General features: G+C 63.0%; 20 protein-coding genes and 1 pseudogene. 8 read left to right on the top strand and 13 right to left on the bottom strand.

Annotated elements, in window-relative coordinates:
• Positions 1 to 98: 98 nt before the first annotated feature.
• Entirely contained in the window at positions 99 to 1,019 is a 921-nt protein-coding gene (locus LJD17_RS01960) for a LysR family transcriptional regulator (protein ID WP_264478222.1), read from the bottom strand.
• Positions 1,020 to 1,211: 192 nt separating this feature from the next.
• Between LJD17_RS01960 and LJD17_RS01955 the strand changes: the two genes are divergently transcribed.
• From LJD17_RS01955 to LJD17_RS01935, 5 genes are all read left to right on the top strand, one after another.
• Entirely contained in the window at positions 1,212 to 2,399 is a 1,188-nt protein-coding gene (locus tag LJD17_RS01955) for an MFS transporter (protein ID WP_227382308.1), read from the top strand.
• 83 nt (positions 2,400 to 2,482) lie between these two features.
• Positions 2,483 to 2,902, top strand: a complete 420-nt coding sequence (locus tag LJD17_RS01950) for a DUF5602 domain-containing protein (protein WP_227382307.1) — start codon at positions 2,483 to 2,485, stop codon at positions 2,900 to 2,902.
• Between the two features lie 97 nt (positions 2,903 to 2,999).
• Entirely contained in the window at positions 3,000 to 3,425 is a 426-nt protein-coding gene (locus LJD17_RS01945; RefSeq protein ID WP_227382306.1) for a plastocyanin/azurin family copper-binding protein, read from the top strand.
• A 68-nt stretch (positions 3,426 to 3,493) separates the two neighbouring features.
• A complete protein-coding gene (locus LJD17_RS01940) occupies positions 3,494 to 4,189 on the top strand; it encodes an RNA polymerase sigma factor (protein WP_227382305.1) in 696 nt (231 codons plus the stop codon).
• Between the two features lie 57 nt (positions 4,190 to 4,246).
• Positions 4,247 to 4,444 carry a hypothetical protein gene (locus tag LJD17_RS01935; RefSeq protein ID WP_227382304.1) on the top strand — a complete coding sequence of 66 codons (198 nt, stop codon included), beginning with the start codon at positions 4,247 to 4,249 and terminating at the stop codon, positions 4,442 to 4,444.
• A gap of 231 nt (positions 4,445 to 4,675) precedes the next feature.
• On the opposite strand, the gene LJD17_RS01930 is transcribed toward LJD17_RS01935, so the two are convergent.
• The 4 genes from LJD17_RS01930 to LJD17_RS01915 all read right to left on the bottom strand — a co-directional run bounded on the left by LJD17_RS01930 (position 4,676) and on the right by LJD17_RS01915 (position 6,499).
• Positions 4,676 to 4,915, bottom strand: a complete 240-nt coding sequence (locus LJD17_RS01930) for a BrnA antitoxin family protein (RefSeq protein ID WP_227382303.1) — start codon at positions 4,913 to 4,915, stop codon at positions 4,676 to 4,678.
• A gap of 198 nt (positions 4,916 to 5,113) precedes the next feature.
• The gene (locus tag LJD17_RS01925; protein WP_227382302.1) at positions 5,114 to 5,470 is read right to left on the bottom strand and encodes a DUF6481 family protein; all 357 of its coding nucleotides are present in this window, start codon (positions 5,468 to 5,470) and stop codon (positions 5,114 to 5,116) included.
• Between the two features lie 138 nt (positions 5,471 to 5,608).
• Positions 5,609 to 5,818 (bottom strand): cold-shock protein, encoded by a 210-nt coding sequence (locus tag LJD17_RS01920; RefSeq protein WP_227382301.1) that lies wholly within the window; start codon positions 5,816 to 5,818, stop codon positions 5,609 to 5,611.
• A gap of 321 nt (positions 5,819 to 6,139) precedes the next feature.
• On the bottom strand, positions 6,140 to 6,499 hold the full coding sequence (locus LJD17_RS01915; RefSeq protein ID WP_227382897.1) for a winged helix-turn-helix transcriptional regulator: 360 nt from the start codon (positions 6,497 to 6,499) through the stop codon (positions 6,140 to 6,142).
• 137 nt (positions 6,500 to 6,636) lie between these two features.
• Between LJD17_RS01915 and LJD17_RS01910 the strand changes: the two genes are divergently transcribed.
• Both LJD17_RS01910 and LJD17_RS24315 read left to right on the top strand, forming a co-directional pair.
• Positions 6,637 to 6,963, top strand: a complete 327-nt coding sequence (locus LJD17_RS01910) for a nuclear transport factor 2 family protein (protein ID WP_227382300.1) — start codon at positions 6,637 to 6,639, stop codon at positions 6,961 to 6,963.
• Positions 6,963 to 7,766: pseudogene (locus LJD17_RS24315) on the top strand (SDR family oxidoreductase). The gene LJD17_RS01910 and the pseudogene LJD17_RS24315 overlap by 1 nt, the downstream one beginning before the upstream one ends.
• Before the next feature lie 219 nt (positions 7,767 to 7,985).
• On the opposite strand, the gene LJD17_RS01900 reads toward LJD17_RS24315, so the two are convergent.
• From LJD17_RS01900 to LJD17_RS01865, 8 genes are all read right to left on the bottom strand, one after another.
• Entirely contained in the window at positions 7,986 to 9,137 is a 1,152-nt protein-coding gene (locus tag LJD17_RS01900) for a potassium channel family protein (protein WP_227382298.1), read from the bottom strand.
• Between the two features lie 30 nt (positions 9,138 to 9,167).
• The gene (locus LJD17_RS01895) at positions 9,168 to 10,328 is read right to left on the bottom strand and encodes an SMP-30/gluconolactonase/LRE family protein (protein ID WP_227382296.1); all 1,161 of its coding nucleotides are present in this window, start codon (positions 10,326 to 10,328) and stop codon (positions 9,168 to 9,170) included.
• Between the two features lie 91 nt (positions 10,329 to 10,419).
• Positions 10,420 to 11,019 (bottom strand): hypothetical protein, encoded by a 600-nt coding sequence (locus tag LJD17_RS01890; RefSeq protein ID WP_227382294.1) that lies wholly within the window; start codon positions 11,017 to 11,019, stop codon positions 10,420 to 10,422.
• An 18-nt stretch (positions 11,020 to 11,037) separates the two neighbouring features.
• Positions 11,038 to 12,213 (bottom strand): zinc-dependent alcohol dehydrogenase, encoded by a 1,176-nt coding sequence (locus LJD17_RS01885; protein WP_227382293.1) that lies wholly within the window; start codon positions 12,211 to 12,213, stop codon positions 11,038 to 11,040.
• 201 nt (positions 12,214 to 12,414) lie between these two features.
• Positions 12,415 to 12,648, bottom strand: a complete 234-nt coding sequence (locus LJD17_RS01880; RefSeq protein ID WP_227382291.1) for a LuxR C-terminal-related transcriptional regulator — start codon at positions 12,646 to 12,648, stop codon at positions 12,415 to 12,417.
• 26 nt (positions 12,649 to 12,674) lie between these two features.
• Positions 12,675 to 13,001 (bottom strand): FmdB family zinc ribbon protein, encoded by a 327-nt coding sequence (locus LJD17_RS01875; RefSeq protein WP_227382896.1) that lies wholly within the window; start codon positions 12,999 to 13,001, stop codon positions 12,675 to 12,677.
• A 75-nt stretch (positions 13,002 to 13,076) separates the two neighbouring features.
• On the bottom strand, positions 13,077 to 14,231 hold the full coding sequence (locus LJD17_RS01870) for a glutathione-independent formaldehyde dehydrogenase (protein ID WP_227382289.1): 1,155 nt from the start codon (positions 14,229 to 14,231) through the stop codon (positions 13,077 to 13,079).
• Between the two features lie 241 nt (positions 14,232 to 14,472).
• A complete protein-coding gene (locus LJD17_RS01865; protein ID WP_227382287.1) occupies positions 14,473 to 16,755 on the bottom strand; it encodes a PAS domain S-box protein in 2,283 nt (760 codons plus the stop codon).
• Between the two features lie 633 nt (positions 16,756 to 17,388).
• Here LJD17_RS01865 and LJD17_RS01860 point away from each other — a divergent pair.
• Entirely contained in the window at positions 17,389 to 17,991 is a 603-nt protein-coding gene (locus LJD17_RS01860) for an SRPBCC family protein (RefSeq protein ID WP_227382285.1), read from the top strand.
• Positions 17,992 to 17,998: the final 7 nt, after the last annotated feature.

The following is a 17,998-nucleotide window of genomic DNA, read 5'->3' as shown; positions in this document are numbered from 1 at the left end:
GGAGGATGCTGGGAAGGTAGCGTGATCGTTGGTTCTGAGATAGCGGCCGCGCTGCATAGCACTAGAGCCTGATTATGATATGACCCTATGAGCAGGATTCATGAATTGGCCTGAGGCCCCGGGACCCCTCGATCCTGGTGGCGCAGAGCCTCGACGATCAGCTTGAAAGCAGCCGAAGATTGCCGGCGGCTCGGATAGTAAAGATGATACCCGGACCACGGCGGGCACCAATCCTCGAGCACACGGATGAGACGCCCGGCGGCAATGTGGGACTGCGCGATGTCCTGCGGCACATGGGCGAGCCCAAACCCGTCAAGCGCCGCGTTCAGGACCTGGAAGATGCCGTTGAATACGAGCTGGCCATCCACGCGCACGGCCATCTCGCGTCCGTCACGCTCGAATTCCCAAGCATAAAGCCCGCCTAAGGTTTGAAGGCGCAGGTTGATGCAGGAATGGCCGACGAGATCCTGGGGCGTCGTGGGGAACGGTCGGTTCGCGAAGTAGGATGGCGCTCCGACGACGGCAAACCGAACGTCGGAGCTAATCCGCACGGCGATCATGTCCTTGGCGACCTGCTCGCCGAGCCGTACCCCCGCGTCGAACCGCTGCTCGACGATGTTCGTCAGGGCCTGATCGAGGGCGATCTCAACCTTGATGTCGGGAAAGTCGGGCAGGAACCTCGCCAGCTTCGGCCAGAGGACCGTCTCGGTGACATGGTCGCCGGCGGTGATCCGGATCGTGCCGGCCGGCTTCTCGCGGAACTCGCTCAATCCCTCGAGTTCAGCCTCGATTTCGTCCAGCCGCGGGCCCGCCGTCCGAAGCAGGCGCTCTCCCGCCTGCGTCGGCGCCACGCTGCGGGTGGTGCGGGTCAGGAGCCGCACGCCGAGCCGCTCCTCGAGGCCGCGCACGGTGTGGCTCAGAGCCGATTGGGAGACGCCGAGCTGCGCCGCGGCCCGTGTGAAACTGCGCTCCCTGGCGACCATGAGGAAAGCGATCAGGTCGCTGATGTTCTCACGCATGATTCATGAGCCCCGCTCATAAGTTCATCCATGTCTTAGCATCTAATCGATCCGAGTGGGATGGATTAGGTTCTGGCCCGTCGCGCCATGACATGTCGACCCCCGACGCGGGATTCCGTGGGCGCGACCTTTCTCCTTTTACACAAATCCGGGTGCTCTCCGAGGCACCCGATCGCATTCGTGGGGCTTTTGATGACAGCAGGAACCGCTTCTTCACGTGATCTGGCATACGACCGTTCTCCGGCCTGGGGCGCGGTTTTCGCGATGGCGTTGTGCTGCATGGTGCTCGTCGCTTCCGAGTTCATGCCCGTCAGCCTTCTGACGCCGATCGCTTCCGATCTCCACCTGACGGAAGGCCAAGCCGGGCAGGCCATCTCGATCTCGGGCGTTTTTGCCGTGCTCACGAGCCTGTTCGTCTCGGGCCTGACGACGGGCCGTGACCGGCGGACCGTCCTGGCGGCCCTGACCCTTCTGATGATCGTCTCGGGTTCAGTCGTCGCCCTCGCGCCGAATTACGCGGCTCTCATGGCGGGGCGAGCGGTTCTCGGCATGGCCATCGGCGGGTTCTGGTCCATGTCGACGGCGGCGGTGATGCGCCTCGTGCCTGAGGATCGTGTGCCACGCGCGCTGGCGATCCTGCAGGGCGGAACCGCCCTGGCCGCAACCGTTGCCGCGCCGCTGGGAAGCTTTGTCGGCGGGTATGTGGGATGGCGCGGCGCCTTCTTCTGCGTGGTGCCTCTGGCGGCGATTGCTCTGGCCTGGCTGCTCATGAGCTTTCCGTCCATGCCTTCCGGAGGGCGGAGGGGCTCGGGCAACGTCTTCAGGTTGCTCCGCCGGCCGGTGGTCGCCTACGGCATGGCGGCGGTGACGCTGTTCTTCATGGGGCAGTTCGCGCTGTTCACCTATCTGCGGCCGTTCCTCGAAAACGTTACCGGCGTCGATGTCGCGACCTTGTCGCTCGTCCTGCTGCTCCTGGGCGTGACCGGCCTCCTGGGAACGTTCCTCATCGGATCCTTCCTGAGGTCGAACGTCTATGGCGCCATGATTGCCATTCCGCTGAGCATGGCGGCCATTGCGGTCGGTTTGATCGTCTTTGGAAACGGGCTTGCCGGAACCGCCTTCCTGCTCGGAATGTGGGGCCTGATCGGCACCCCGGCACCTGTGGCGTGGAATACATGGCTCACGCGGGTCCTGCCGGAGGATGCCGAGGCCGGCGGCGGGCTGATGGTCGCGGCCATCCAACTGGCGATCACCTTGGGCGCGACCGTGGGTGGCATCCTGTTCGACGGGAGCGGATACCAGAGCACCTTCGGCGCCAGTGCAGTCCTGCTGGTTGCCGCGGGCCTCCTGTCATACCTGGCGCTCCTGGCGAAGCGCTGAAATCCGGGAACCTTTCGCGGCGCCTCCCATCCAATGGGCATGTGCGGGCCGAAAGCAGGCCCGGCGCATCAACGGAGGATGCCATGAGGACCGCTTTCGCGACGCTTGCTCTTGCCGTCGCCTTCAGCTTCCCGGCCCTGGCGGCGGACCAGGTCGAGAAGGCCCCGCCGGCGGGCGCCTATAAAAAGGTCAGCACCCTGGTCAAGCTGCCTGATTTCCTGCCAGGGCTGGGACAGCTCTATGTCGATCCCGCGACACTGCCGGCGGGTCCTTTCCTGGCCTATGACCGGGATGGCCGCCTCGTCAGCACGGTCTACATGCTTCCCATCGAGGATCTGTCCGACAAGGACAAGCGTTTCGACGATCTCGCCGCGCCGGGCGGCAAGGTCGACCATGTGGATGTCTATTTCAATGCGGGCCATCCCGGCGTCGAGAAGCCCCACGCGCATATCGTTCTCTGGCATGTTTCGAAAGCCGACGAGACACGGGTGGCCGGAAAGTGATCGCGTCGCGCAGACAGGTCTTGCGGATCGGCGGGGACTCCTCGCCGGTCTTGCATGGCCTCGGTTTCCTCTGGCCGATGAGCCGGTGGAGATCCGGATGCAGGGCAATGCCGATGGCTCTCATGTCTGGTTCAACCCCATCGGTCTTCGCATCGCGCCCGGCCGGACCGTGCGCTGGCTCAACCTCGATCCTGGAAACTCGCACACGGCAACGGCCTATCATCCGACGAATCTCGGGCATCCCTTGCGCATTCCCGAAAGCGCACAGCCATGGAATTCGGATTATCTGCTGCCGAACGAGAGCTTCTCGGTCACGCTGACGGTGGAGGGAACCTACGACTTCTTCTGCATCCCCCACGAGCATGCCGGGATGGTTGGCCGCATCATTGTCGGCCAGCCGGAGGATCATCGCCAGGCCGCAGCCGCTGCGCGGGGCGCAGAGCCCATCTCGGATGCGGCGCTCCACGCGTTTCCATCCGTCGATGAGATCATGCGCCAAGGCGTCGTGCGGCGTAATTCCTGAGGATGCGAAAGGCCCCGGGAACCTTTATGGTTTTCGTCCATCTCATCGCCAGGCACAGGAGCTTGACCATGCAGTCCCAAGCGGTTGCGGTGCGAGTGGAAGATCTCGATGACAAGGCCCTGGTCGAGCTTGCCCGCGGGCGAGAGCGGGCCGCCTTCCGTCAGATCATGCAAAGACACAACCGCCAGCTCTATCGCGTTGCGCGCAGCGTTCTGCGAGACGACAGCGAGGCGGAAGATGTCGTTCAGGAGGCGTATGCGCGCGCCTTTGCCCATCTCGATCAGTTTCGAGGCGAGGCGAGACTCTCGACTTGGCTGACGCGCATCACCTTGAACGAGGCGCTGGGCCGGCTGCGGCAGCGACGGCCGTCGGTTGATCTCGCGGCCATCGATTCCATCAGCGATCAAGGGGAGACGCGGGTGATCTTCCTGTCATCGAGCCGCCAGGACGGCGATCCGGAAGCCGCCGCCGCCAGGGCCGAGGTGCGACGTTTGCTCGAACGGGCCGTGGATCAGCTGCCCGATCCGTTCCGCATGGTGTTCGTGCTCCGGGATATCGAGGAGTTGAGCATCGAGGAAACGGCCTCTCACCTGGGCCTGCGTCCTGAAACCGTAAAGACCAGACTTCATCGCGCCCGGCGGCTTTTGAGACAATCTCTCGACAAAACCCTGTCGTCCACGCTGGCGGATGTCTTTCCGTTCGGCGGTGCACGCTGCGCTCGGATCACGGAAACGGTGCTGGAACGGCTGGACCTGCCGGAATAGCGAGAGAATAACGGCGTCCGTGAACCGGCGGATGCCTTATCGAAGGCGATGCTGCATGTGGAGCTTCGCTACAAGGTGCGCAATCCAGCCTATGCCACGATGCGTGACGATATCGCGAGTGCCCTGCGCCAGATGCCTTCGCATGCCAGAACGCAGACTATGGAAGCCAAATTGAGTGAACTCGGCGTGATCGATCATCTTGATGAGCCCTGGGGCATGTCGAAGCAGGCGAGAGCTTCACGGTTCGCTCTATGATGACCTCCGGCTTTGCCGGCGGCCAGGACGTGCCGATGCTATTCCGGGGCGAGAAATTCACGCTGCCCTATGCCAGCCTTGAGGCTTTCACAGAGTTCGTGGCTGAACCTTAGGGCAACAGACGACTACAAAAATCACCGAAGCTTGCGGCTCTAACCTGTCAGATATGCGTCACGGGAAACAAGCTCCGCTTTGTCCCCACGCGATATGTACCTGTTCTGTTGGGCAAGATTATTGCCCGACAGCTTTTCTCAAAGCCTCGTTGATTCTGTCCTGCCAACCTGGGCCGGCTTCCTGAAAATGATCGAGGATGTCCCGATCGATGCGCAAGGTCACCATCTCTTTCGCACCAGGAACGATGGGTTTCTTAGGCACCGGCTCTGCAATTTTGGTAGTTGCCTTCTTGAAGGCCGCTTCAGCGGCTTGCCGCGGATCGTTGGTCGTTCGTGTTCTGTTAGGTGGCTTGAACATCAATGCTCTCGATGACTTTTTTGAGGTGGCATAAGCCCAATACGCGGCGACGATGTCAGTGAGGGCGCGGCAGGGTCATGACGATGCAGCTGCCCTCGAACCCTGACATTCTCATCCAAGGCTGAATAGTCAGTCTCAGAAGAGTCAGAGGCTTCCTTGCTGGGCCGGTTGACCTGAAATGAAGCCTAACGAGATCGCCTACTTCCGCGCCTTGCGGGCTGCATACCGGGCATCGCGGGCTGCCTTGCGTTCAATTTCAAGCCTAGCTTGGCTCTCTTGCTTTTCAGCGGCTGCGTGCTTTGCCTGCGCCTCTTGTTCTATCGCAAGAAACTCGCGTTCAGCTGTAAGGCGCTCGTTCTCGGCGCGGCGCGCCGCCTCGCGTTCAGCCAGGCGAGCATCGCGTGCAGCACTCACAGCGGCTCTGGCTGCCCGCCGATCGGCAACAGCCGGATCGTCGTATCCAGGCCTCTGAAGGAACTTGGCTGTCATGGCCTGCTTTGCACTCTTAGCGGCACTGAGACGGTCGCCAAAATCTTTATTCTTCATTCCATTCATCCTCTCAGATCGTAATTTGACCTACTCTTGAACCGCTTGCTTGAGTTTGAGCATCGGCAAGGCAAGTCACCAAAGAAAAAGCCGCTCCACCTGGGAGCGGCTTCATATCTGGGGCCTAATTTAGGCACCCATTGATGGTTACGCCGTCTGGATGTTGTTGACAGCGATCTTGCCGGAGCGGCGATCTTCGGCGGTGTCGAAGGAAACCTTCTGACCCTCGACCAGATTGCGCATGCCGGCGCGCTCGAGAGCGGTGGCATGGACGAACACATCCTTGCTGCCGTCGTCTGGTTGAATGAAGCCAAAGCCCTTCATGTCGTTATAGAATTTTACAGTGCCCATAACCATTGGGATAACCTTTCGCGATTGATGCAGATGCACGTGAGCAAAGGCACGCCAAAGCGTGGCCTTGTCTCGGTTCGTCGATGTAATGGTAAGAAAGTCCGAACGTGCGCCTGGCAGTACCAAAAGCGAAACGACCCGATTGTCCGGCCAAAATTCGATAAGACCGATATAGGTCTTCTTGTGAACAATAACAAGGGCCATCCATTGGGTTCAAAGGAGAAGGATAATCTGAGACGTCTCGAGCAGGTGCTCGATCTGGCCTGTTAAAGCTTCGCGTAAGCGAATGCGCTTCTCCACAGAGCCGGCATTTCGCGTTCGGTGGAATCAAGCCTGAGGATGGACCGACGGCGCTTTAGCATCCGTTTCACCGACAAGCACCCGAGCGGATGCCCATTGCAGCAGGGCATCGAGCGCCGGGCATAAAGCCTGTCCCCAATCGGTGAGGCAATATTCCACCTTCGGCGGCACCTGATGATGAACGATCCGGCGAACGATGCCGTCCGCCTCCATCTGGCGGAGTTGCTGGATGAGCATCTTCTGCGAAATGGCCGGAATAGCCCTCTCCAGGTCCGAGAAACGCAGCACCTTGCCGCCAAACAGCCGGAACAGGATCACCAGCTTCCAACGGCCTTCGAGGAACTTGAGCGCCTGTTCAACCCGGTCGGCGGCGGAACTGGGGGTCAGTGCTTCTTCCTTACTCATGGGTGAGTACCTTACTTTTTCGTGCGTTCTTGTCCTTCGGTTAGCGTACCGCCAAGTTCCGTTTGTCGCTACGGAGCCAGACACATTTCAGACGTCTGGCCCCTCTTGGAGAACAGATTATGAGCAGACAACTGCCTTCCTCGCTGGCCGCCTATTACGAGGCTAAGAACCAGCACGACATCGAGGGCATGCTGGCACCCTTTGCCGAAGATGCAGTCGTCAAGGACGAGCGCCAGGAGCATCATGGCACGACCGCTATCCGCTCCTGGATGGAGCACACAACAAGCAAGTACCGTGTCACCGTTGAGGTCAAACAAATCGATACGATCGACGGCCGCCTGATCGTCTCAGGGCTGGTCTCTGGCGACTTTCCCGGTTCTCCTGCAATGCTGCGCTATGCGTTTACTCTTTCGGGGTCCAGGATTGCGCGGCTGGAGATCGCATGATGATCGCCGCATCCTCATTCTCCATTGATCCCCGAGAATTCGCCGGCAAGCGTGCTCTAGTGACAGGGGGCACGAAAGGCATGGGCGAGGCCATCGTCCGCCGGCCTGTGGCGAGCGGTGCAACGGTCGCCACAACGGCCCGCTCGCCCATGCAAGAGGGATCGCCCGCCGATCTGTTCGTTCAGGCCGACATCACCACGGCCGGCGGCGTTGATGCGGTTGTTGCCAAGATCGACGAGCAGATGGGCGGCGTCGACCTACTCGTGAATGTCGTCGGCGGCTCGAATGCGCCAGGTGGAGGCTTTGCTGGGCTGACCGATCATGACTGGCAGGCGGAGCTTGAACGGAATCTGTACCCTGCGGTGCGCTTCGACCGTGCGCTGCTGCCTGGTATGATCCGGCAGGGTACGGCGTCATCATTCATGTTTCCTCGATCCAGCGGCGCCTTCCGTTGCATGAGGCAACTTTGGCCTATGCTGCTGCGAAAGCTGCCCTGACGACCTACAGCAAGGGCTTATCGAAAGAGGTTGGACCGAAAGGCATCTGCGTGAACACGATTTCCCCTGGCTTTATCGAAACGAGAGCTGCGACGGCGCTGATTCAGCGACTGGCCAAGCAGCATGGCACAGACGAGAACGATGCTCGCGAAGGGCTGATGCAATCACTCGGGGGAATCCCTATCGGTCGACCCGGCCGGCCGGGAAGAGGTTGCAGAATTGGCAGCCTTTCTTCTCTCCGATCGGGCGGCATCGATCCATGGTGCCGAGTACACAATCGATGGCGGAACAGTCCCTGTCGTCTGATCCCGGCATTCCAAACAAGGGGAAGATGGCCGGGAGATGAGCGCTGGCGCGTGGCGGGCGCCGCCACAGGGTAGCGCCAATCCCCTCACCGCACGAATATACCAAACGTGAGATCAACGTCCGCGGCGCCAGGTTTTCGGTGGTTTTCACGAAAGAACGCGAGAATCGCGCAAGCCGTCTCGCTGAACTGTATTCCCGCCTCCATCGGATCAGCTCCCGCTATTCGGCCACATATAGGCGTAGCTTGGGATCGTTTGGGCTGTCATTCGATCTTAAACGGCTCATTGCAGCATCGATCTCCTCCATATTGTAAGCCATCGAGGGGGCCAGGTTCGCGATGTGGTGGTCCCACTGCATTCGGCAGGAGATGTAGGCTTCGGCACCCGCCGGCCCGTCAGCCGTGGTCTCGATCCCTGCCTGCTGAAGCCGGAACAGCGCGGCGCGGTAGCGTGCCCGCCAGCGGTCTCGGGTCTGCTGATCCGGTTGGGCCTGCCGGTCCGGCGCGCCATGGGGAAGGAAGGTGTTCTCCAGCGTGATGAGCAGCATCATCGATGCTTCCCACAGCTGCGCGACGGCTCCTGCCTCCTTCAGCCAGCCGTCCTTCTGCTCATCCAGGGCGCTCTTGATCAGGCTCACCGTGTCCAAGGCGACCAGCGTGGAACGGGACACCGAGTGGTGTGGGTCGCTGAAGCGGAAATAGAACAGCACCGGGTAGAAGTGGTGCGCCTCCTTGGTTTGGGTCATCTCAACGGCGAGTTCCGACAGGTTCGTGTAACCGCCACTGAACTGCCCCTGAGGTCCGAGACGTGCCAGCAGTTCGGCGGCATCGCCCGTGCACCCTGAGAGGAAATGGATGTTCATGGCCAGCACGTTGCGCCGCTGGAGCGCGGTATAGACCTGCATCAGATAGGTGAGCGTCAGCGACATCACCGACATGCCGATCAGCGAGTTGAACAGGAAGAGCAGCCGCATCGGGCTCGTATGCGGGGTGAAGTCGCTCGCGCCGACGATGGCCATGCTGGTACCACCGGCATACATCGCGGTGACGAAGTCGGTGGGCGTCTCGCCGTTGCTGGCCCGGATGGACGTGCCGAGTTCCGGATGCATGATCAACGCCGCCCCGAGCGTCAGCCCGAGAGCCCAGACCCCAACCAGCAGCACGAGGATGACCGGGCCGCAGAAGGACAGAACGGCTCCCTGTCTGGAGCCGAAAACCATCGAGGCTTTGACGGAGGAGGCCCAGACCAGCCGCCCGACCCTGGAGCCGATGATGCTGGTGCCGATCCGGGCGTAGAGCACGGTCAGAAAGATATCGAGCAAGATGATCAGGATCAGCAGTATCCCAAGGCCCTGCTCCAAACGCCCCATCATGGCAGGCCTCCTGTTATCCCGACTGCTCCGTCAGGGTCGCTGGGGCTGCCCGGTCGAGCCGGTTGCCTCTCCGCTCTGCGCAGGCTCGATGCGCCACAGCTGCGTCTCGAGGCGCGGGCCGTTCTCGGGCTTGAACCAGCTCATGTCCTGGATGCGGGAGCTTGTGACGTAGATCGTCCCGTCGGGTCCCTGCGAGAAGGTATCGGGCCAGCGCAGCCGCTTGTCCTGGACGAGGGTGGTGATGCGATCCCCATCGCGGACCTTCACGGCATCCTGCTCAATCGCGCTCAGATAGAGCCGCCCGCGCCCATCGATCCAAAGCCCGTCCGTCGGCTCGGTTTCGGCGACACGCTCCACCCGAGCTTCGAGGTCTTTCTCAGACAGACGTGAGTTCTCCAAGGCATCCGTCGGAATGCGATAGAGCGTCCGGCCGGTCAGGGCTTTCCAGGAGAGGGTGCGCCCATCGGGAGAGAGCGCGATGCTGTCGGCGGCAAATTCGACCCCGCGCCCGTCGGGCCGGCGCAACTCCTGCCCATCGGTCTTCACTACCACATCCTTTTCCGGCTGCGTGCTCGGGTGGCCGTCAAGGACGCGTCGAGCCTTGCCGTTCTGTAGATCCACAACGACGAGAGCACCCTTGGCCCCGGCATCGGTCAGGTAGGCGTGCCGCCCATCCGGCGAAAAACGCACATCGTTCAGGTAGCTGCCTTGAGGCGCGACCGTCTCGTCGAAGCGGATCACCTGCGCCACTTTGTTGGCCTTCAGGTCGACTCTGACGAGCTTGGGCCCACCCTGCACAACAGGGGCTGTGGCGGGCGCGGCCGGATCGACGACCCAGAGATTGCCGTGCGCATCGGCCACGACGCTCTGGACGCACACGAAGTGATCCCCGGCTGACATCTGGTTCTTCTTGGCATTGCGCCAGGAATTCCACTCGTCATCCGGGTAGGGTTTGATCTGGCCGTCGCGCGTCACTTCGGCCACCGAGATCGGTGCATCCTCCGTCCACCGCGGGAAGTTGACGAAGATGCGCCCATCCTTCGAAACGGTCACTCCGGTGACCTGATGCTCAAAGCTGGCGACCTGCTGCAGTTGCGCCGGACCCTGAGAGGGTGCCGCACTCTGCTGCGCCATGGATGTGGTGGCAAGGAGCGTTCCGAAGAGGAGAGTCACTGGTGCGAGCCTGAGCATGGTCACCTCCATCGCGGGGCAATGATCGTGTGGGATACGGCTGCCGCTCGCAGCGTGAACGCCGCTCGCGTGCAGCCGTATCGTCGCTAGGTCAGTGAGGCCGTGCCCTCTCCTGCGGAGCCCTATCGGACACCGCCGCCAGGGTTGGCGCGGCTCGCATGTCCGGCGGCACCTGGAAGTCCTTGGCGGCGCCCCGCGCTGCCTGGACACCCTGCGGGAAGCCTGTCCGATCTCGGTAGGAGCGTGGCCGGCCACGGGGGCGGCTGTGGCGGGCCGTGACCCCCTGCGCGCCAATGATGTCGAGCAGCGTCACCCCCAGCACCGCCGCAAGAGCAAACTTGACATTATCGCGCTTCGGATTGTCATGCCGCATGGCCGTCATCAGGGTGGCGATGTCGAGCCCGTCTCCGGCCACCCGGCTCCACAATCCGATGTGCTTGTCCGGCGAGAGCGAGACGATGCCGTGCCCGAGTTCGCGGATGCCGTAGGTCCGCACAAGGGCCTCCTTGCCTTCCATGCCAAGCGCCCGGGTGAAGCGCTCTGGCGCGACCAGCTCCGCTATGCCCAGGCCGATGCTGAACCAACCCAACGCTTTGGCCATGCGATCCGCGCCCCCCAGCGAGCTGGGGCCGGAGCGGAGGACCTTCGGGTCGCCCTTGGACCGGGCGATGTTCGAGATGTAATAGGCCATGTCTTCTCTCCCCGGTCGTTACGGCTTCAAAACCACCTTGATGCAGCTGTCCTGCTTGTCGCGGAACACCTTGTACATCTCGGGCCCCTCATCGAGGCTCACGGTGTGGGTGATGACAAACGATGGGTCGATCTGCCCCTCCTCGATGCGACGCAGAAGATCATCGGTCCAACGGTTGACGTGCGTCTGGCCCGTCCGGATGGTCAGCCCCTTGTTCATCAGCTGACCCATCGGGATCTTGTCGACCAACCCGCCATAGACACCGGGGATCGAAATCACCCCGGCCGGGCGACAGACGTAGATCATCTCACGAAGGACGTGCGGCCGGTCGCTTTCGGCTCCCAGCATCTGCTTGGTGCGGTCATAGACCGTATCCGGCATGGAGGGCGAGACATGGGCTTCCATCCCGATGGCGTCGATGCACTTCTCCGGGCCCTCGCCGCCGGTGAGCTCGTTCAAACGCTCGACCACGCTCTCTTCATCGAAGTTGATCGTGATGGCGCCACCGGCTTCCGCCATTTCCAGGCGCTCCGGCAGGTGATCGATGGCGACCACCTGCTTGGCACCAAGCAGAATGGCGCTGCGGATCGCCATCTGGCCGACGGGACCGCAGCCCCAGATCGCCACCGTGTCCGTCGGTTGGATGTCGCATTGGACAGCGGCCTGCCAGCCGGTTGGGAAGATGTCACCGAGGAAGAGAACCTGCTCGTCCGGGATCCCATCCGGCACCTTGATGTGCGTCGCATCGGCAAAGGGAACACGGAGATATTCGGCCTGACCGCCAGGATAGCCGCCGGTCAGATGCGTGTAGCCGAACAGGCCTGCGGTCGCGTGGCCGAAGACCTTGTCAGCAAGATACTTCTTGCGGTTGGTGGTCTGACACACAGAGAAGTTGCCGCGCTTGCACTGATCGCACTCGCCGCAGATGATCGTGAACGGGACAACGACGCGGTCGCCCTTCTTGAGCTTGCCCCTCGCTTCGGACCCGACCTCGACGACCTCTCCCATCATCTCGTGCCCCATGACGTCGCCGGGCAGCATGGCTGGAATAAAGTTGTGGAACAGATGCAGGTCCGAGCCGCAGATGGCGCAGCTTGTCACCTTGACGATGGCGTCGCGTGGCTGCTCGATCTCAGGGTCAGTGACGGTGTCGCAGCGGATATCTTCCTTGCCGTGCCAAACGAGGGCTCGCATGCCTTTCTCCTCCTCTTGTCCAACGAAGATGCAGAGGCTTCCGCGTCCGGAACTCGTTGCGGCGCGGGCAGATCTCTGCGGGGATGGTCGTCAGGGCTCGTGGCTCATGAACGTCTGCGCCGAGGGGAAGTGCTGCGGATGATCCCTGAGGGACATTCCGCTCTGCTTTGATCCAGCAGGGATCTCCCGCTCAGCCGACCTCTAGCCAGAATGGCAACTTGAGCAGGACATTCCTGCCAAGGGGGGGTCAGGTTTCGGAGGTGTCTGCCCCTGAGGCACCTTCGGCCCCGGGCTGGGCGACGGGAATCCCGCGGAGGTCGCGACCAGCACGGCTTGTGGCAGGATCTGCACGCCAAGCCGCTGCATGACGTGGGCCCGATGGGTCTCGACCGTCCGGGGGCTGAGTCCGATGTCCTTGTTGGTCTTGTCGGCCAACAGGCCTGCTTACGCTGCTGCCGCCACTACCCGCTACACCGAATTGGCCTGTGCGACGTGAAGACCCGTCCGCTCGCGGACAGGGCGCTCGGCAGCGGCAATCGGCGCACGCAACAGCCACAGCCGGCTGGATGCGCCGTCGAAGAAGGCCGCGGGTAAGTCGCGCTCTGCCGGGTTGTTTCGTGGGCAATGCGACCACCCCGGTTGATGCGGGCGATGGCTGGTGCGCTGAGAAATGCTCGTGATGCTTCAGCCCCGCATTTCGGGCACACGCATGCGTCCTGGAACCGCGCCATGGGCTGCATCGCCGTGAACGGCCCGCACCCTTGGCACTCGTAGTCGTAGATCGGCATGGCGTCCTCACGTTCGAGCTCGTTCGGCGAGATGGTCCACAGGCCGAGCACGTGACTCCTGCCCGTCCCGTCCTGTCACGCGGCGGGCTTGAGAACCACCTTGGTCCAGCCATCGTCACGCGCGTCAAAGTGCTGGTAGGCGTTCGGTGCCTCGCCCAGCGGCAGCTCATGCGAGACGATGAAGGACGGCTTCGCGCGGCCAGTCGAAATCAAGTCCCGCAGCTGCCGGTTATACGCCTTCACGTTGCACTGGCCGGTGCCGATCGTCTGACCCTTGAACCAGAAGAGACCGTAATCGAAAACGATCTCGCCCTGCTTGTAGAGTGGCTCCTGGGGAGCCGGATCCTGGGGCACATAGACGCCGACCACGCCGATGCCGCCGGTGAATTTCACTGACTTTACCAAGTCGTTCATGATCATGTTGGGATGCTCGTGGCCCTCCGGGTCGTGAGCCTGGTAGCCGACGCATTCGCAGCCGCGGTCGGCGCCGATGCCGTTCGTCAAAGCAAGGACTTGGTCCACCGGCGACCCCTTGGAGTCGTCGATGGGCAAGGCCCCGATCGAGCCTGCGAGGCGCAGGCGGTCGGGATGGCGGTCGACGACCATGACCATGCAGGCGCCCTTGATCATCGCGGAGTGGGCAGCCATGAGGCCGACCGGCCCGGCCCCGTAAATGACGACCGACTCGCCGGGACGCAATCCTGCAAGTTCGGTGACGTGCCAACCGGTTGGGAAGATGTCGGCCAGCATCACATAGTCGTTTTGTCGTTCCTCCGCGTCCGGTGGCAGCTTCAGGCAATTGTAGTCGCCGTAGGGGACGCGAAGAAGGTCGGCTTGGCCGCCCCGATACGGTCCCATATCGGCGAAGCCGTAGGCGGCGCCGGCCATGTTCGGCACGACGCTTCGATCCGCCGTGGTCAGGCAGAACGCGCTCAAGCCGCGCTCGCAGTTCTTGCAGAACCCGCAGCCGATGTTGAAGGGGATGGCGACCCAGTCCCCAACCTTCACCCGATCGACCGCGTCGCCCACTTCTGCCACCTGACCGAGGTTCTCATGCCCGAACACGCCGCCGCGCGGGAAGTCGGTCCGGCCCTCATACATGTGCAGGTCGGAGCCACAGATGTTGGTGCTCATGATCCGTACCAGAACATCGGTCGGCCGCTCGATGCGCGCGTCGGGCACGTCCTGTACCGCAACATCGCGCGGCCCGTTATAGACAACTGCTCTCATCGTATTCTCCCAACCGGAAGCCGCATGCCCGATAGGCGCAACTCGTCACCTTGCCGATGGCGTCGCGGGGATGGTCGTCAGGGCTCGTGGCTCATGAACGTCCGCGCCGAGGGGAAGTGCTGCGGATGATCCCTGAGGGGCATCCCGCTCTGCTTTGATGCAGATTACTACAGCGCGGATCTCCCGCTCAGCCGACCTCTAGCCAGAACAGCAACTTGAACGGGAGGTTCCTGCCAGGCGGTCATGTTTCGGAGGTGTCTACCCCTTGAGGCACATTCGGCCCGGGGCTGGGCGACTGGAATCCCGCGGAGGTCGCGACCAGCACGGCTTGTGACAGGGTCTGCACGCCAAGCCGCTGCATGACGTGGGCCCGATGGGTCTCGACCGTCCGGGGGCTGAGTCCGATGTCCCGTCCGATTTCCTTGTTGGTCTTGCCGGCCAACAAGCCCGCCAGGACCTCGCGCTCCCGTTCCGACATTTCGGCAATCCCACGCCGTCCCCGCTCGGCCTCCTGGTTGTGCTCATCCTCTTCATGGGTGCTGGCCAGGGCCGACGCCACTGCGGCCAGCAGCTCATCCGGAGTATAGGGGACCGGCAGGAAGTCCACGGCTCCAGCTTTCATCACCTGCACCCCGAAGGACACGTCGCCTTTGGCGTCCCCCAGAACAACGACCGGCAGGCCGATGCGCCGGGCCTTGAGCTCCCTCGGAATGACCAGACCACCAGCACCATCCCGGCAAATGTCGAGAACGATGCACCCGGCCGCGAGAGCCGGGGCCGCCTCCAGGAAGGATTTGCCGGACGAAAAGACTCTGACCCTGTAACCGGCATCGCGAAGGAAACGGGAGAGACCTCGGTGGATGGCCTCTTCGCCATCGACCACATAGACGAAACGCCCATCCTGTCGGGTGATGTCCTGGGCAATGCCGCCGGCTCGACGGATCTGGCCCTGGGCGTCGCGAATGGGGAAAAAGGTGTTGCGGATCCAACGCACGACTCCATCCTGCCGGATGATGCGAAACTCCTCGGTGCTGATTTCGCCCAGTCTGACGCGTTCGAGCGCGCCTCGCGCGCGTTCTCGATCCTCCGGATAGAGGAAGCGGTTCCAACGGCTGGGATCGCCGAGCACTCCCTCCCGCGGCTCGCCCCAAACGGGTTCGAAAGCGGGGCTCAGGTATTCGAGGTTCATCGTCTCGAAGTTCAGGATCCAAAGGGTGCTGCTGGAGTTCTCGGCGAACTGCCGGAAGCGCTCCTCGCTCTCACGCAGAGCGGCTTCGGCTCGCTTGCGTTCCGTGATGTCCAAGGCGGCCCCAATGAACGCAACGGGACGGCCATGCTCGAAAGTGGTCTGGCCCTGGGTGGAGACCCAGCGCTCGACCCCATCCCCAATGCCGATGACGCGGTATTCAATGGCGTAGGTCCCAGGACCCGCAGGATCGCTGCACTGGGCGATCGCGGCCTCGACGCGCGGGCGATCCTCGGGATGCATGCCGGACAGAAACACCTCCTCGTCAACCCGAGCATCGGGGGGCAGCCCCCACATCGCCTTGAGCCGAGCGTCCCAGTCCAGAGCGCCCGTCACCGGATTCCAGGTGTATGGCGATAGACCGACGAGGTCGATGGCAGCCTGGAGCCGCACCTGGCTTTCGCGCAACGCCTGCTCTATCCGCTTCTCCCGCTCCACGACCTGCACCACGAAGACTGCGCCCAGACCCTCCTGAGCGGTCTTGCGGAAGGGCGCAGCGCTCACCCGCGTCCAGATCTCCTGGCCATTGGGGAGTGTGACGAGGAAGTCGACACCTGGAACAACCGTTTCACCCCGCAGCGCCCGCGCGCTCGGATAGTCGGAGGGGCTGAGACGCTGGCCCTCAGGGGTGTAGCTCCGCCAGTGCTCGCCTTGCATGGGATCTCTGGACGGGATTTTTTCAAGAGCGTACTGCTGGAGGACCTGGTTGCTCAGGACGATGTTTCCCTCCGGGTCGACGAGGCCCACACCAACCGGCAATTGCTCCAGAATGGCCGCAAGCTTGTTCTCGCTTTCGCGCAGGGCTGCCTCGACCCGGACGCGCTCGGTGGTCTCGTGGACAGTGCACAGCACCCCGCCGACTGCCCCGGTTTCCTCACGGATGGGGCTGTACGAGAAGGAGAACCAGGTCTGCTCAGGGTAACCTTTGCGCATGAGCGTCAGCGGCAGATCCTCGAAGTAGCTGGCTTCGCCGTGCATGGCCCGCTCGGTGATCGTGCCGATGGTGTCCCACACCTCCGGCCAGACCTCAGGGAACGGCCGCCCGAGACTGTTCGGCTTGTCACCCATGATCGGAATGTAGGCATCGTTGTAAAAGCTCGTCAGTTCCGGCCCCCAGGCCAGGTAGGTGGGAAAGGCGGAGCTCAGCATGATGCTTAAGGCGGTGCGGAGCGACTGCGGCCAAGTGTCGGCTGGCCCGAGGGGCGTGGCAGCCCAGTCGTGGGTCCGCATGCGTTCACCCATGATGCCGCCGTCGGGAAAGGCTTCCGCCGTGCTCATTTCATTCTCCTTGGAAACCCATCATGAGCAGCCTCCCGACACATCTTTACGGTTGTGAGGGCGGCTTGCCAAAAGGAACTACGGCTACGTGCCCTCCCGACCAGCCCTGCCTGCACAATTACGTCCCGGGAACCCGCAGCCGCCGTTGACGGCATTGATCCGAGTCTCCGGGATCCGAGTCTCCTGGCGCCCGGACAGTCTGCTGCTTGAGCCCGGACGATGCCCCAGGGCTCCCGCCTGCTGGACTGCCGCGATGGAGCGATCAGCGGGCAGCCACGATGGGAAGGCCATCCGGCGGAGGGGCGCGCCGATCCGTCCGAACCAGGACCGGTGGCAGCCACGTACCTTCCCTCAGGAATCGACCGCTATGCGTATGGGCTCCTGCAACCGTTAACCTCCACGAGGCGCGCGGAACGCCGATCGTTTGCATCAGCAATCCGATCTCATCAGGCGGGGCGCCGCTGAAGTCCCTCAACGCCCCTGAGTTGTGCCATGGCGGACCAACACGATGGACGGCCCCGACGGTTCCGCAACGATGGTCCGGCGCGTCCTCGAGCAACGGGAGCCGCGCAGTCCCGGCCGGGTCAACGGCAGGGGCGACAGGATGCTCGCGGGCACCGATCTGGCCTTGGCATGGTCGGCCTTGCCCTCGCGGCCGCTGCCGGTGTGGCCGCCATCGGTCTGATCGACGCCCAAATGCGCGGTGCCGGGAGCCGGACCAGGACAGGTCCGAACCGACGGTCGGCCGCCGAGCACGAGCCGGAGGTCGAGCGCTCGATCACGATTGAGGACGTGCCCGCGGACGAACTTTACCGCCGCTGGCGCGATCCGGAAACCTTGCGGCGGATCATGGCGCCCTTTGCCGATGTCCAGCCCACGGGTGACGGGCAGACACGCTGGAGCGCCGGACCCGATCTTGGCTCTTGGGACATGCGCTTGGCCGATGACCAGCCGGGCGAGTTCATGCGCTGGGAGGCACAAGGCGAGCGCGCTCTGATCCGGGAAGCGTCCGTGCGCTTCCGCCCTGCTGCCGGCAACCGCGGCACGGTGGTGGTCCTGCGGGCCAGCCTCGATCCGCCCGGTGGCATGCTCGGCCGGATCGCCACCCAGATGCTGGGCAATACGGTACCGGCCGCGCTTGCGAGCAAGTCGCTGCACTACTTCAAGGCCCTCGTCCAGACCGGCGAGATCCCGACCACCGAGCGCCAGCCGGCGGCTCGGCCCGACCCTCGCTGACGAGGAG

The sequence above is a fragment of the Microvirga rosea genome, assembly GCF_020595095.1.
Lineage (GTDB): Bacteria > Pseudomonadota > Alphaproteobacteria > Rhizobiales > Beijerinckiaceae > Microvirga > Microvirga rosea.
Note: the sequence above shows the minus strand (reverse complement) of the source record. Positions and strands in the feature narration are given on the sequence as shown.